Genomic DNA, 15,402 nt, shown 5'->3' with positions numbered 1-15,402 from the left:
TTGATTTCCCAGGTCTCAGAAGGAGTAATTACATGGATAATCATGAAAAAATACGTCAATACATTAAAAAAAATCTTATTATTTTTAATGCAGAGGAAACTATTGTTGCTAATGATGACAACATATTTGAAAAAGGTTATGTAAATTCGCTCTTTGCTATGCAAATGTTAAATTTCATAGAAACGGAGTTTGATATAGTAGTAGATAATGATGAACTTGATATTATTAACTTTTCTACTATTAATAATATGGTTGATCTAATTAACAAAAAGAAGAATGGGAATTTCACAGTATGAGTAATGCAGAAGAGATTCTGGGAGTAGTTGATGAGTTTGCGGAAAAGAAGCTTCGGCCTCGAGCAAGTGAGTTTGAAAGTAATGAAGAGCTTCCCTATGATGTGATACAAGAAATCTCAAGTTATGGTGTATTGGGTGCAACGATACCAAAAGAATATGGTGGGCTTTCTCTTGATTCTTTAGATTATGGTCGTCTTACTGAAATCATTGGTAAAGCTTGTAATTCGGTTCGTGAATTACTTACAGTTCATGTATCTTTAGTAGGGGAGTCAATTAAAAGGTGGGGGACTGAAGAGCAAAAGAGAAAATGGTTACCTGAGATGGCAAAGGGAAACCTATTATTTTCATTTGCCCTAACTGAGCCAGAGGTTGGTTCTGATGCAAAAGCGGTTGGAACTTCCTATAAACAAGTTAATAATCATTTTATTCTTAATGGGCACAAAAAATGGATTTCTTTTGCTGACATTGCGGATTGTTTTTTAGTTTTTGCGTCTAGTGAGGGAAAAGTTAGCGCTTTTATTGTTGAACGGTCAATGACGGGTGTTTCTACAAATAAAATGAGTAAACTGTTAGCAAGTAATTCCTCGCATATAGCTGAGATTCATTTGCAAGATGTAAAGGTACCAGCTGAAAATTTGTTAGGACCAATTGGGGGTGGATGGAGTTATGTAGTTAACACAGCTCTTGATCATGGTAGATATAGTATTGCCTGGGCGGGAGTAGCCATTGCTCAAGAAGCACTAGAAGCAATGGTAGCTTATTCAAGAAGAAGAAAACAAGGAAATAAATATATATGTGAATATGAAGCAATTCAAACAATTTTAGCAGAAGCAAGTGTAAATATAAAAGCAGCTCGTTCGTTATGCCAAGAGGCTGGGAAAAAGCGTCAGGATAGACATACTGATGCTGTAATTGAAACAACCATTGCAAAATATTTTGCCTCAAAGATGGCTATGAAGGTAGCCACAGACGCTGTCCAAGTGTTTGGTGGAAACGGGTTTTCAAGAGAATATCCTGTTGAGCGTTTATTTAGGGAAGCAAAGGTTTTAGAAATTATTGAAGGTACCTCGCAGGTACTTCAGCCAATTATTGCGCAGCATGCACTTCACACTTGTTCTCAAAAGGGAGGACTTTTAAGAATATGATTTATGAATTGGTAAAAGAAAAGGATGAATTCAAACAAATATCTCCACTTCTCGTTGATTATAAGAACCATCCAATACTTAATGGTATAGCTCATGGTTACAATAAGGGACATATTTATGTGGATAATCCTAATAATCCTAGATGTGCACTTGTATGGGCAGAACAAGAAATTTTTTATTTATTAGGTGATCCTACAAGTAATTTTGTTTCAAGTCTACCAACTTTTATTAAAGAAGTAATTGCACCTGAGGCTCAGCAGATAGGGGATGACTTTTTTCAGGTTGAATTATTACCCGAATCAAAATGGAAACAGGTTGTCGAGGAACAATTGCAAATGTTTATTCCTAAACCTTACACTCGAGTAACATTTACTTTTGATCCGGAGTCTTATAATAAGTTATCTAAACCTAATATGTCTGATGAGGTAACGGTGGAACGAATTACAATCGACATGCTATCAGATAAAAAGTTCGCAATGGTACGGGATGATATTGTTGATTTTTGGGAGTCAACTCAGGATTTCATCCGAAATGGATTTGGTTATGTAGTAATGGTACATGAACAAGTTGTAACTAGTTGCTTATCGGTTTTTGCAACAGATACTGATGTGGAAATTGGAATTAATACTTATGATTTATTCCAGCGAGGTAAAGGGTATGCTTGGTTGGCTGCAAGAGCATTCTTGGATGACTGTTTAAAACAAGGAAGAACACCACATTGGAAGACAGAGGATTTCCGTATTCCATCTATTAAACTAGCGGGAAAAGTTGGATTCACAAATCTTCAAACCTATACAGCTTATGTGTTTCCTTATAACGAATTAGATAATTTCGTTTTTACCGCATACCATCAACTAAGATACTATTCAGATTTTAATAAAGCTAGTGAGTTTGTACAAAAAGCTCGTACTATAGGAGATTTAAATGCATGGCATCATTTTTTACTTTCATGTGGTTATTCATTAATTGATAGAATCGATCTTTCGTTAAAGCATATGAATCTTGCACTGGATTTAGGATGGAATGATGTATCAGATATTCGCTATGTAGTTGATTTAGTGAATTTAAGAAAAACTGAAGAGGGACGAGCTTTATTAGATAGAGTTGAAGATAGCTTAAGATGAAAAAAAGGGAGATAAAAAGATGAATATTGTATTTATGTTTCCTGGCGTGGGATCCCATTATTCTGGAATGGGTAAGTACCTTTATGAAAACTTCCCTGTAGCACGTGAGATATTTGAAGAAGCAAGTGACACTCTAAAAATAGACATGGCTTCCCTTTGTATGGAGAAGATATACAAAGCTGACCTTGAAAAGTTACAAAATTCACAGACTGCTTTAGTAACAACTAGCATGGCAGCTTTTCGAGTTTTTGAACAGGAAATAGGCAATAAACCAGAGGCAATGATTGGATATTCTTTGGGAGAATATACAGCTCTATGTGCTTCTGGAGCAATTGCATTTTCAGATACCTTAAAATTAGTACAAGAACGTAGTACGATTTTGAGTAGCTATGCATTGACTATAGATGGAACTATGGCATGGGTTAACAATCTTGCTCCAGAAATTGTTGAAGGTATTTGTTCAGAATTGTTAACCAAGGGACAGGAAGTATATATATCGGCTTATGACACTCCAAATAAAACATCAATTTCTGGTACAAACTCTGCGGTTCAGTTAGCTTGTGAAATGGTAGTAGAGCATGGGGGAATTGCAATCCCCCTTAAATTAAGTGGGCCATTTCATTCTCCTATGATGCAACCTGCTGCTGAAAAATATAAGAGTGTACTAGAAAATATAGATATGAAACAGCCATTAGTACCTGTCATAGCGAATCATGATAGTTCAATGTATAAAGGTGTAGAAAATATAAGAGAAAACCTTTACTTACAATTAATAAAGCCTGTGAAATGGTTGGACATGATTCACTATCTAATGAATCAAGGGTCTATGAAAGCTATTGAAATGGGACCAAAGGAAGTCTTGAAGTATCTTCTGCAAGCTATTAACCCTGCTATATCGACATGTAATTATGAAAGGGAGAAAGATATCCTAAATACAAAAAATTCTTTTACATTACAAGAATCTGATTATGAAGAAGTTATATCAGGGTGTTTAACTGTAGTTGTAAGTACAAAAAATTATAATACAGATTTAAGTGATTATCAGAAAAAGGTAGTACTCCCATTTCAAAAGGTCCAAAGTCAATTGGAAGAAAAAATTAATTCGGGGTATTCAGTGGAGAAAAGTGATGTAGAAGAAGCAATCCAAATGATGAAAACAGCACTTACTGAAAAACAGATTAAAGAGAGAGAACAAAAACGTTACCTGCAAAGAGTTCTTCAATGTAAAAGTTTTTAGATATAAATTATAAATATATTAAGGGAGCGATGATGGATAAATGTTCAAGAAAATTGGTATTGTAGGTGCTGGAACAATGGGGATCGGCATGGCAGTAGATTTAGTGCTGCATGGTCTAGAAACGGTATTAATTGATGTTACAGAAGAGCAGTTAGAAATAGCGGAAGAGAAAATATTAGAGACAGTTCGCTTTGCTCCTCTAATTAATAAAGCATTTCCTAGAATGCATAAGGAAGAAGTACTTTCGTTAATAAGTAGCTCTACTAATCTTGATGAAGTGGCTGAATGTGATTATATAGTAGAAAATGCTCCAGAAAACTGGCAAATTAAAGAGCCGATCTATAGAAGATTAGATGAGATATGTAAAAAGGATACAATTTTCGGAGTCAATACGTCTTGTATCTCAATAACAAAAGTAGGAGGAGTAACAAAGCGTCCAGATAAAATAATAGGAATGCATTTTATGAATCCGGTATATATGAAACCATCTATAGAAGTTATTAGAGGGTATTTAACTTCAGATGAAACGGTCGAAAAAGCTCAATCTTTCCTCAAACAATTAGATAAAGATGCAATTGTGGTTAATGATCAGACTGGGTTTGTTTCTAACCGTATCTCCCACTTATTCATGAATGAATCGGCTTGGGTTGTAATGGATGGTGTAGCAACGCCTAAACAGGTAGACGATATATTTAAAAAATGCTTTGGACATACAATGGGTCCATTAGAAACAGCAGATTTAATTGGGTTAGATACAGTATTACATTCTTTGAATGTACTTTATGAGGAATATCAAGATCCAAAGTTTAGATGTTGTCCATTACTTAAAAAGATGGTGGATGCAGGTGAATGTGGTAGAAAGAGTGGTAAAGGTTTTTACGCTTATTAAAATTAAAAATTACAAATAGGGGTGTATAAAATGCAAGATAAAAATTTAGAACAAATTATTCATATGTATATTCAAGATCATGTAGGTATTGAATTTAATGATGATACTGAGATTTTTGAAGAAGGATTAGTTAATTCTTTATTTGCAATCCAATTGATGACTTTTCTTGAAAAAGAATTTGCCATAAAGGTAACTATGGATGACTTAGATATGGATAACTATAAGTCTGTAAATTCTATTGGTAATTTTATAAGAAATAAGCAAATGGTTCGGTAATGGACATGAAACAATACTTAGAGCCATCTCAATATAAAATGTATCAGAATTTTTTGGATTTTGTTTGTGAAAATATAGAACCTTACGCTAATAGTTGGGAGATTGAACAGGGCATTCCATCAGACATAATAAAGACCTGTGCTAAAAATGGTTATTTAGGTGGAACACTTCCAGCAGAGTATGGTGGATTAGAATGGGATTATGTAACGTATGGGTTATTTACTGAAGCAATAGCAAGAGGTAGTGTCTCTCTTTCTGGATTATTTAATGTCCATACGATGGTAACAGAAACGATTTTAAAATGGGGAACAGAAAATCAAAAAAATCAGTGGTTACCATTACTTGCATCTGGTAATCAAATAGCTGCATTAGCCCTTACTGAACCTGGAGCAGGATCAGATTTAAATATGATTAAAACGAACTTCGATCAACACGGGGATAAATTAATACTTAATGGAGTGAAGAAGTGGATCACTTTTGGTGCAGCTGCTGATGTGTTTTTGGTATTTGGAAAACTAAATGGTGAACAACCAGTTGCCTGTTTAGTACCAAAAGATAGTGCGGGTGTAAATGTTACTCATATAAGAGATATGCTTGGATTTAAAGCTGCATATTTGGCAGAAATTGAATTCAATAATGTAGAAATACCTTTAGAAAATATCATTGGTAGACCAGGATTTGCTTTTACTTACCTTGCACCGTATGCTTTAGAATTTGGACGTATTTCAATTGCCTTTGCTGCTCTTGGCGTATTACGTACTTGTTTAGAAATCTGTGGGAATCATGTATTACATAGAAGTGCATTTGGTAACTCTCTAATTGATCATGGCATGATTTCACATATGGTTACGGATATGGGAGTAGATTTAGAAGCTTCTATACTCCTTAGTTTAGAAGCTTGTAAGGCCAAAAATGAACATCGAGCTGATGCTACTGAAAAGATTATGATTGCAAAATATTTTGCATCGCGCTCAGGTACAAGGCATTCTACGAATGCTGTACAGATTATGGGAGCACTTGGTTGTAATGATAATTATTCAATATCAAGGTGTTTTAGAGATTCTAAAACAATGGAGATCGTTGAGGGGAGTAATCAGATTCATCAGCTATTACTTGGTAAGGGATTTGCTAAAAAAGCAAAACGCGCCATTGAAAAAATACCTGTAACTAAAGGAGTGATACAACCCGGATGAGTACATGTATACAGAAGCTGTTTGAAGAACAAGTAGTCCGTACGCCAGATGAGGTTGCTGTTATTTTTAAAAAGGAAACATTAACCTATAAGGAATTAAATGAAAAAAGTAACCAATTGGCTCGTCTTTTACGTGAAGGTGGAGTTGGACCAGATACAGTTGTAGGTATTATGGTAGAGCGATCTATCGAAATGGTTGTCGGAATTTTCGGGATATTAAAAGCGGGCGGAGCATATCTGCCGCTTTCCACGAATCATCCATCATCACGATTACAATTCATTATAGAAGATAGCGGTGCTAAATTAATACTGACGCAAAAGCAAATCCTACATCGTTTTCAAGATAGTTTGAAAGCTGATATGTTGGCTTTAGATTCGATTTCCTATGAAGGAAAGAGTGAAAATCTAGAGTGTATTAACAAACCCTCTGATCTTGTGTATGTAATATACACTTCCGGTTCAACCGGGAAACCTAAGGGTGTTATGATTGAGCATTTGGCCTTAATAAATCGAATTGAGTGGATGCAAGAGGCTTATCCAATTAGTTCAAAGGATACTATATTACAAAAGACCCCTTATACATTTGATGTATCCGTATGGGAGATGTTCTGGTGGGCCATAGTTGGAGCCAGAGTATGTATTCTTGCGCCAGGGATGGAGAAGTTTCCACAGGCCATTATTGAGACAACTGAAAGTAATGACGTGACAATTATGCATTTTGTACCATCTATGTTAAGTGCATTTTTACACTATCTTGATGTGACAGGTGAAACTAACCGAATAAAATCGTTGAAACAAGTATTTGTTAGTGGTGAGGCATTACTGTCTCAACATGTAAACCGTTTTAACAAGCTACTAAATTTCTCTAATGGTACACTTCTCACTAATCTGTACGGACCTACTGAAGCAACCATTGATGTGACTGCTTATGATTGTCCGACACATGAGATTACAGAAGGGAGCGTTCCAATAGGGCGACCAATTAAGAATATTGAGATGTTTGTTGTTGATAAATATGGTAATAAACTTCCGGAAGGCCATATAGGAGAATTATGTATCTCAGGTATAGGATTAGCACGTGGATATGTAAATAGGCCGCAATTAACGGCAGAAAAGTTTGTACAATATTCCCTTGATACCCGTATATATAAAACTGGTGACTTAGCTTTAATAAGATCGGATGGGAATATTGAGTTTCATGGAAGAATTGATTTTCAAGTTAAAGTTAATGGGCTTCGTATTGAGTTAGGGGAAATAGAATCGTGTTTAATGTCTTGTGAAGGAGTTTTACAATGTGCGGTAATTGTAAGACAAGAATCAGAGATGGTAGTTAAGTTAATAGCTTTCTATGAGTCAGAAAATGATATTGAGTTAGAGAGGTTAAAAAAATATCTTCGCTTATTTTTACCAGATTATATGATACCTAACCGTTTTGTACGTGTAAATGAAATGCCATTAACGGATAGCGGAAAGATAGATAGAAAAGCACTTGCCTTATTAGGTTCCGATAAATATTCACACCATACCACACTTGTAGGAGGTTCTGTTAATGAGGAAAGCAGTAAAGATTCATAAAGAAGATATTGAAGATGTAATCGCCCTTACACCAGTGCAGGAAGGTATTCTTTATCATTATTTGAAAGAACCCGAAGGAAAGCTATATCATGAAGAACTTCGACTTTGCTTAACTGGAAAAATTAATATTCCAAAGTTTGAAGAGGCGTGGAATTATGTAACGCGGGAAAATGAAATGCTGCGTACAATTTTTCGATGGGAAAAAGTTAAACAACCTGTACAACTTATACTAAAAGAGCATACTCCGAACATTATTTATAGTGATGGCAAAGTATCTAATGATACAGAAAGCTTTGATTTACAAACAGTTCCCTTTTCTATCGAACTGTGCCATTTGAACGAAGGCGAATATGAAATGGTTTTACGTCATCATCATATTTTGTTTGATGGTTGGAGTAATAGTATTATTTTACAAGAGTTTATTAAGGTATATCGAGAGTTAATAAAGGGAGATGTACCATCATCTATAAATAAAAAGAAATTTAAAGAATATATACTATGGCAACAAAAACAAGATAAATCAAAACAAAAGCTTTTTTGGGAACAATATTTAAATGAATTAACTGAACAAATAAATTTATCCAATAAAAATTCTAATCAACTAAAAAAAGCAAAAACATATGTAAAAGAGATAGATAAAGAGCAAAGTGATAGATTTCGAAGTTTTGCAAGTAATCAAGGTGTAACATTGGCTACATTATTCTATACAGCCTGGGGTCTATTATTACAAAGGTACAAAAATTCAGAGGACGTAATATTCGGTACAACAGTATCCGGGCGTTCAATTCCAATGCACGGTCTGAGTGAAATGGTAGGTTTATTTATAAATACACCACCACTTCGTGTAAGTGCTGATGGGAGAATGACTGTTTCAGATCTTTTACAAAGAATTCAAAGTGATGTCCAAAGAAGAACTGAATATGAAACGACTCCAATTGTTGATTTAAACGTGTCATTTGACACTATTATGGTAGTTGAGAATTATCCTCTTGATATAGAAAAGCTGAAAGAAATTGATGAAAGTGTAAGAATTTCAGGTTATGAAGTAAATGAAATGACCAACTATGATTTAACCGTCTCAATAGAGTGTTTCGATTCTATTAAACTTGCAATGATGTGGCCTGAAGATCTATTTGATGAATCCATTATTACCAGTATAACTAACCATTTTATACAACTATTAGATTCAATGCTTTTAGATGAAGCACAACCAATACAAACTCTTAAGATGTTAGATGAGGCAGAAGAAAAGTTTTTGCTTCAAGGTGGTCAAAATCAAAGTGCTACATTCCCACACACAACACTTCATCAATTAATTGAGATGCAAGCTGAAAAGCATCCTGAGAGAGTGGCACTTACATTTGAGAATAGTGAGATGACTTATGGAGAATTGAATGAGCGTGCGGATAAAGTGGCATTTGCTCTTCTAAAAGAAGGTGTAACTTTAGATTCGTCAGTAGCTGTAATGTTGGATTACTCATTTAATATGATTATCTCTCTACTTGGTATTTTAAAAGCAGGTGGGGCTTATGTTCCAATTGATCCTGATTATCCGCAGGAACGCATTGATTTTATTCTTCAAGATAGTGGTTCAAATGTAATAATAACCTCAAATTTATTTGAGGATAAAGTTAAATTTGATAGCACAATACTTTTTATTGAAGAACTTAATAAGACACCGATGCAAGATTTCGAGAGAGTAGATGTTGCCCCAAATAATTTAGCATATGTCATTTATACTTCTGGAACAACAGGACGTCCTAAAGGGGTTATGATTGAACATAGTAATGTAATACAACTTGTCATGCATCAACCAAATAGTTTTAAATTCTCTAGTAATGATGTGTGGTTACTATTTCATTCTTTCTGTTTTGATATGTCAGTTTGGGAGATATTTGGATCACTTACTTATGGTGGACGTCTTGTCCTGGCAACAAAAGAAACAATCCGTGATACGTATAAACTTGCTCAGTTGATTGCAGATGAGGGAGTAACGGTATTGAATCAAACTCCATCTGCATTCTATGTTTTTCAACAAGTAGTTGAAGAGATGCCTAAACTTGCTTTTAAAATTAGGTTAATTACATTTGGAGGGGAAATGCTGAAGCCAGGTTTACTACAAAGTTGGTTTAAGCGTTCACCTAATACGGTCATAGTAAATATGTATGGAATAACTGAGACAACAGTACATGTTACTTATAAGGAAATTGGAGAAAAAGAAATGCACAGTAATCTTAGTGCTATAGGCGTGCCTCTTCCTACGTATTCGTGCTATGTATTTGACAAACATATGAATCCTACACCTAAGGGAATGCAAGGGGAACTTTATGTTGGAGGGTATGGAGTTGCGCGGGGATATCTAAATCGTCCTGAACTAAACAGTGAACGTTTTATACAGAATCCTTATAATCCAAGTGAAAGATTATATAGATCAGGAGATTTAGTCCGTATTCTTGAAAATGGCGAAATGGAGTATATAGGTCGTAGTGATCATCAAGTGAAGATACGTGGTTATCGAATTGAAACAGGAGAAATAGAACATCATTTACAACAGCATGCGGATGTGAAGGAAGCGGTAGTTTTATCTATTGCTTTTGGAGAGGAACAAGAACTGTGTGCTTATATACTAACTGATCAAGATATATCTCAAAATGAATTACGTTATTATCTTACTGACAAAATACCTTCGTATATGATACCTATGTATTTTGTACTTTTAAGTGAAATGCCATTAACTACGAATGGAAAAGTTAATCGTCGTGCTTTACCTAAGCCTACTAAGTTAGTACAACCAAATGATTTACTAGATGAGCTTGAAACAACGGTAGCTGATGTTTGGAAGGAAGTTTTGGGGGTAGAAAAAGTAGGGTTGTATGATAATTTCTTTGATGTTGGAGGGAACTCCTTAAAAATGGTTCGATTGTTCTCTCGTTTACGAAGCAAGTTTGAAAAAGAACTTACAATGCCTATGTTATTCCGATACCCAACGGTTCATGATCAAGCTTCCTATTTTAGAAGTGATAATGCTATGGAACACCAACCTGAAGAAGTTAAGAAAGAAAATCTTTTATCTATGAATAAAAATGATGTAGCAGTGGTTGGTATGGCGGTTCGTATGCCAGGCGCTTCTAATCTTAAGCAATTCTGGTCAAATTTAGAACAAGGGATAGAATCCATTCGAACATTTACAGATGAAGAGCTTAGTGAGATGGGCATACCAAAAGAAGTGATTCAAAAGCCTAATTATATAAAATCTAAAGGGTATTTAGAAGATGTAGATGCATTTGATAATGAATTTTTTGATTACAGTCTAAAAGAAGCTGAAATGATGGATCCACAACTGCGTATACTTCATGAATGCGCATGGGAAGCACTAGAACAAGCAGGTGAGGTTAATTCTTCTCATATGGATACAGGAGTTTATGTTGGAGGATCACCAAATTTCCACTGGCTTCGTTCTATTGCTAGTGAATCTTCAAATACATTAGAAGATTTCCAAGCAATGTTGTTAAATGAAAAAGATTTCTTTGCTACTCGATTGGCTTATAAATTAAATCTAAAAGGACCAGCGATTACAGTACAAACAGCTTGTTCTACCTCCTTAGTTGCTATTCAAAACGCATGGGCAGATCTTATTGATGGACGATGCGATATAGCTTTGGCCGGGGGAGTAAGTATAACTTATCCAACAAAAACAGGATATTTATATGAAGATGGTATGATTTTCTCACCAGATGGTCATTGTCGAGCTTTTGATAAGGATGCTCAAGGAACAGTGGGTGGAAATGGTGCTGGTATTGTAGTACTGAAAAGGTTGGAGGACGCTCTTCGAGATGGAAATTTAATACATGGAGTTATTAAAGGAGCTGCAGTAAACAATGATGGGTCCAATAAGGCTGGATTTACAGCGCCAGGGGTTGATGGACAAGCTGCTGTTATAAAATCGGCTCATGAAATAGCTGGTGTTAAGCCTGAAGAAATCTCATATATAGAAACTCATGGGACTGGTACGCAACTAGGTGATCCTATAGAAGTAGAAGCATTGAAGTTAGCTTTTGGTAAGCAAGAACCAGGTAGAGTTTTAATTGGATCAGTGAAGACGAACATTGGACATTTAGATGCTGCAGCAGGAGTTGGAGGATTTATAAAGACGGTCTTAGCTTTGAAGAACAAGAAAATTCCGCCGAGCCTTCATTATAATAACCCAAACCCTAGCATTGATTTTGGAAAAAATCCGTTTCGTGTAAATACGGAACTTATCCCATGGAAAGAAGAGGTAAGAAGAGCGGGTGTTAGTTCGTTTGGGATGGGTGGAACTAATGCACATATAGTGTTAGAGTCTGTTCCTGACAATGCTAAGAATTTTGAAAAACAATCTTGGAACTTATTAACTGTTTCAGCAAAAACAGAGGAATCCTTAGATAAAGCTACTAACGATCTATTATTGCATTTGAAGGAGAATCCAGAGATATCACTATCTGATACAGCTTATACATTACAAAAAGGTCGTCGTGAATTTCCATATAGAACTGCTGTAGTTGCTAATGGAATGGAGGATGCCATAGAAAAACTTGGTGATACGGGACTAGAGAAAACAAACGCAATGGAGAGTAGACCTTTAGCCTTTCTTTTTTCAGGTCAAGGATCACAGTATATCAATATGGGTAGAGATTTATATGAAAATGAACCTGTATTTCGTGAACACGTTGATCAAGGTTTAGCCTTACTTTCAAATTGGTTAGATATAGACATGAAAAATATTTTGTATCCTACAAAGGAGACAGAGGATAAAGCAACTGAACAGTTAAATAGAACTTCAATGACGCAACCTCTACTATTCACTATTGAATATGCATTAGCCAAGCTTCTAATGAATTGGGGAGTTTATCCAAGGGTCATGTTTGGCCATAGTATTGGTGAGTTTGTAGCAGCTTGTTTAGCAGAAGTAATGTCTTATGAAGATGCATTACATTTAGTAATGATTAGAGGGAAGTTAATGAATAGCGTATCAGAAGGCGCTATGCTAAGTGTAAATTTATCTGTTGAAGAATTACAAACCTATATAACAGATGATGTAGATATAGCAGCTGTAAATTCCTCTCAACATTCAGTAATTTCTGGTACTGTACTTTCAATCAATAAGATTGAGGAATTACTTTTAAATCATGGAGTAAAGACAAAGCGTCTATTTACTTCGCATGCTTTCCATTCTCGAATGATGGATGAAGTTCTAGATGCATTTGAGCAAGCTGTAGGAAATATAAAATTATCAAGTCCAAAAATACCTTATATATCTAATGTTACAGGTGAAATGATTACAGCAAATCAAGCCACATCACCTTCTTATTGGGCACAGCATCTAGGAAGTACTGTTCAATTTTCAAAGGGATTATCTGAAATTTTTTATTTGAAAAATGTAATTTGCCTTGAGATTGGCCCAGGTAATGCATTATCAACTTTTGTATTAAAACATTTAAATAGAAGTAAAGATCAATTGGCTTTAAACATGTTACGTCATCCTCTGGATAAATCAAATGACTTCAAGCATTTATGCAAGCAAATGGGACGGTTATGGATGCAAGGTGGAACTATAAATTGGAATACTTTTAATAACAGTGAGAATAAAAGGTTATTAGATTTACCAACGTATCCTTTCATGAAAAAACGATTTAAAGCTGATCCATTTTTTAATACTCAATCTCAGAGTTTAACTCAGGAAACAAGAGGCCATAATAAACAGGCTAATATTAAAGACTGGTTTTATTTGCCTTCTTGGGAACGCAAAACATTAAAATCTATACAAATAAAGAAAGAACAAAAATATAAATGGCTTATTTTCAATGATCATCTAAATCGATTCAATCGACTGATAGAAAAATTAAAAAGAGAAGGTCATGATGTAATTGAAGTTAAAACAGGTGGTATTTTCTCTGAAAAATCCGACGGTTTATATACGATATGTCCATCTCAAAAAATGCATTATGAAATGCTATTTTCAGAATTAGAACAAAAAGATTTATTACCGAATAAGATTATACATGCTTGGAGCTTTAATCCAGTTAATGAGGTTATTCTCGATCAAGAGAGAATTGAACGATCAATGGATGAAGGATATTATTCGTTACTTTATATTGCACAAGCAATTGGGAAAATTAATTATGAGGGAGCATTACAGTTAAACATTTTTACTGACCGTATGTTTGAAGTTACAGGTACAGAGCTGAACTTAAAGCCAGAGCAAGCTACAATTCTAGGCTTTTCAAAAATATGCAATCTTGAGTTTCAAAATATAAAATGTCGTACCATTGATATGGATACAGATTCTCAACAAATGTTTGAAGAAGCGGGTTTAATGGAGAGTTTTGTGGATTCTACTGATATAGTTGTAGCTTATCGAGGACGTCATCGATGGGCGCAAACGATTATTCAAAGTCCTTTTGAGGAAGAAGATGTAGAAATTGATAGATTACGAGAGGGTGGCGTCTATTTAATTACTGGTGGACTTGGTGGAATTGGATTTGAAATTGCAAAAGATTTAGCTAATAGAGTATCAAATGTCAAACTTATATTGATTGGCCGCTCAGAGTTCCCACCTCGTAATCAATGGGAACAGTACCTAGAAAATAAAGACGAGCGTGTAAGCCGAGTTATTTCTGATTTGTTAACAATGGAGTCTCAAGGTGCAGAATACATGATCCTAAGTTCTGATGTTTCCAATCAAGATGATATGAAACAGGCAATTGAAAAGGCTAAATCTCGTTTTGGTTCTATTAATGGCGTAATTCATGCAGCAGGTGTCGCTGATTATCTAGGTATTATGATGAATCGTGAAAAAGAATCTAATAATAAAATTTTAGCTCCGAAAATTAAAGGTACATTAGTACTCGATGCTTTATTAAAAGATGAACCAATTGATTTCTTCGTACTATGTTCATCAATTGGTAATGTGGCGTATCATATGAAATTTGGTCAGAGTGGTTATAATGCAGCGAATGAATTTTTAGATGCATTTGCGTTTTATAAGCGGGCTCATGATGGAGTGTTCACTGTAGCTATTAACTGGCCAGATTGGCAAGAGGTGGGTATGTCACTTAAGTCGGCTGAAATATGGGCAAAGCAATTTAATATGGATATGGAAAGTGTATTACATGATGGTGTAACTGTAGAAGAGGGTTTAAAAGTATTCCGTAGTATTATCAATAGAAATCAACAACAAGTCGTGGTTTCTCCAATAGATTTACATTGGAAACTTTTAAATGGTGCCAACTATTATAATGAACTATTGGAAAAAGGAAGTAAGAATAGATTAAAGCAGAATCGTTCAGATGTTTTCACAACGTATAGACCACCAACTAATGAAATTGAACAACAATTATACGAATTATTAAAAGATATGTTTGGAATCGAAGAAATAGGAATTTACGATAATTTCTTCGATCTAGGAATGAGTTCTTTAGATCTTGTTCGTATTAATGTGAAATTAAAAGAGGCCTTTAAACGAGACTTACCTATAGTTGTTCTTTATGAGCATACGTCAATTAAATCTCTTGCTAAATATTTAAGTAATCAAGAAGTAAATAACAATTTAACAAATAAAAAAGAGTTATTGAAAGCGAAATCGGTTATGAAAAATACATTATCTGCTTTAAAAAGTAGAAAGTAGTAAAG

9 protein-coding genes are annotated in these 15,402 nt (G+C 34.8%); all 9 read left to right on the top strand.

Features of this window, described 5'->3' with window-relative positions:
* The first annotated feature begins 32 nt into the window (after nucleotides 1–32).
* Genes AXW78_RS26635 through AXW78_RS26595 form a run of 9 tightly spaced genes read left to right on the top strand, consistent with a single transcriptional unit; the run spans nucleotide 33 to nucleotide 15,397 of the window.
* Nucleotides 33–296: an acyl carrier protein gene (locus AXW78_RS26635; protein WP_000368639.1), complete on the top strand. Its 264-nt coding sequence runs from the start codon at nucleotides 33–35 to the stop codon at nucleotides 294–296.
* Complete coding sequence (locus tag AXW78_RS26630; RefSeq protein WP_061884894.1) at nucleotides 293–1,441, top strand: acyl-CoA dehydrogenase family protein; 1,149 nt, start codon at nucleotides 293–295, stop codon at nucleotides 1,439–1,441. The genes AXW78_RS26635 and AXW78_RS26630 overlap by 4 nt, the downstream gene beginning before the upstream one ends.
* A complete protein-coding gene (locus AXW78_RS26625) occupies nucleotides 1,438–2,565 on the top strand; it encodes a GNAT family N-acetyltransferase (RefSeq protein ID WP_061884893.1) in 1,128 nt (375 codons plus the stop codon). The genes AXW78_RS26630 and AXW78_RS26625 overlap by 4 nt, the downstream gene beginning before the upstream one ends.
* Nucleotides 2,566–2,584: 19 nt before the next feature.
* Nucleotides 2,585–3,802, top strand: coding sequence for an ACP S-malonyltransferase (locus AXW78_RS26620; protein ID WP_061884892.1), 1,218 nt, complete (start codon nucleotides 2,585–2,587; stop codon nucleotides 3,800–3,802).
* A 40-nt stretch (nucleotides 3,803–3,842) separates the two neighbouring features.
* Entirely contained in the window at nucleotides 3,843–4,691 is an 849-nt protein-coding gene (locus AXW78_RS26615; RefSeq protein WP_061884891.1) for a 3-hydroxyacyl-CoA dehydrogenase family protein, read from the top strand.
* A gap of 30 nt (nucleotides 4,692–4,721) precedes the next feature.
* Nucleotides 4,722–4,967 (top strand): acyl carrier protein, encoded by a 246-nt coding sequence (locus AXW78_RS26610; protein ID WP_001152970.1) that lies wholly within the window; start codon nucleotides 4,722–4,724, stop codon nucleotides 4,965–4,967.
* On the top strand, nucleotides 4,967–6,160 hold the full coding sequence (locus AXW78_RS26605; protein WP_061884890.1) for an acyl-CoA dehydrogenase family protein: 1,194 nt from the start codon (nucleotides 4,967–4,969) through the stop codon (nucleotides 6,158–6,160). The genes AXW78_RS26610 and AXW78_RS26605 overlap by 1 nt, the downstream gene beginning before the upstream one ends.
* Nucleotides 6,157–7,734, top strand: a complete 1,578-nt coding sequence (gene zmaJ / locus AXW78_RS26600; RefSeq protein ID WP_061884889.1) for a zwittermicin A synthase ZmaJ — start codon at nucleotides 6,157–6,159, stop codon at nucleotides 7,732–7,734. The genes AXW78_RS26605 and zmaJ overlap by 4 nt, the downstream gene beginning before the upstream one ends.
* Nucleotides 7,709–15,397 (top strand): hybrid non-ribosomal peptide synthetase/type I polyketide synthase, encoded by a 7,689-nt coding sequence (locus AXW78_RS26595; RefSeq protein WP_061884888.1) that lies wholly within the window; start codon nucleotides 7,709–7,711, stop codon nucleotides 15,395–15,397. The genes zmaJ and AXW78_RS26595 overlap by 26 nt, the downstream gene beginning before the upstream one ends.
* The last annotated feature ends 5 nt before the right edge of the window (nucleotides 15,398–15,402 follow it).

This window comes from Bacillus thuringiensis (assembly GCF_001595725.1).
In the GTDB taxonomy this organism is placed as follows: domain Bacteria; phylum Bacillota; class Bacilli; order Bacillales; family Bacillaceae_G; genus Bacillus_A; species Bacillus_A thuringiensis_K.
Note: the sequence above shows the minus strand (reverse complement) of the source record. Positions and strands in the feature narration are given on the sequence as shown.

What these genes read in the sequence shown, in the direction of transcription:
- AXW78_RS26595 (WP_061884888.1), top strand. Translation starts at nt 7,709, where the DNA reads ATGAGGAAAGCAGTAAAGATTCATAAAGAAGATATTGAAGATGTAATC.
- AXW78_RS26630 (WP_061884894.1), top strand. Translation starts at nt 293, where the DNA reads ATGAGTAATGCAGAAGAGATTCTGGGAGTAGTTGATGAGTTTGCGGAA.
- AXW78_RS26605 (WP_061884890.1), top strand. Translation starts at nt 4,967, where the DNA reads ATGGACATGAAACAATACTTAGAGCCATCTCAATATAAAATGTATCAG.
- AXW78_RS26620 (WP_061884892.1), top strand. Translation starts at nt 2,585, where the DNA reads ATGAATATTGTATTTATGTTTCCTGGCGTGGGATCCCATTATTCTGGA.
- AXW78_RS26610 (WP_001152970.1), top strand. Translation starts at nt 4,722, where the DNA reads ATGCAAGATAAAAATTTAGAACAAATTATTCATATGTATATTCAAGAT.
- AXW78_RS26625 (WP_061884893.1), top strand. Translation starts at nt 1,438, where the DNA reads ATGATTTATGAATTGGTAAAAGAAAAGGATGAATTCAAACAAATATCT.
- zmaJ (WP_061884889.1), top strand. Translation starts at nt 6,157, where the DNA reads ATGAGTACATGTATACAGAAGCTGTTTGAAGAACAAGTAGTCCGTACG.
- AXW78_RS26635 (WP_000368639.1), top strand. Translation starts at nt 33, where the DNA reads ATGGATAATCATGAAAAAATACGTCAATACATTAAAAAAAATCTTATT.
- AXW78_RS26615 (WP_061884891.1), top strand. Translation starts at nt 3,843, where the DNA reads ATGTTCAAGAAAATTGGTATTGTAGGTGCTGGAACAATGGGGATCGGC.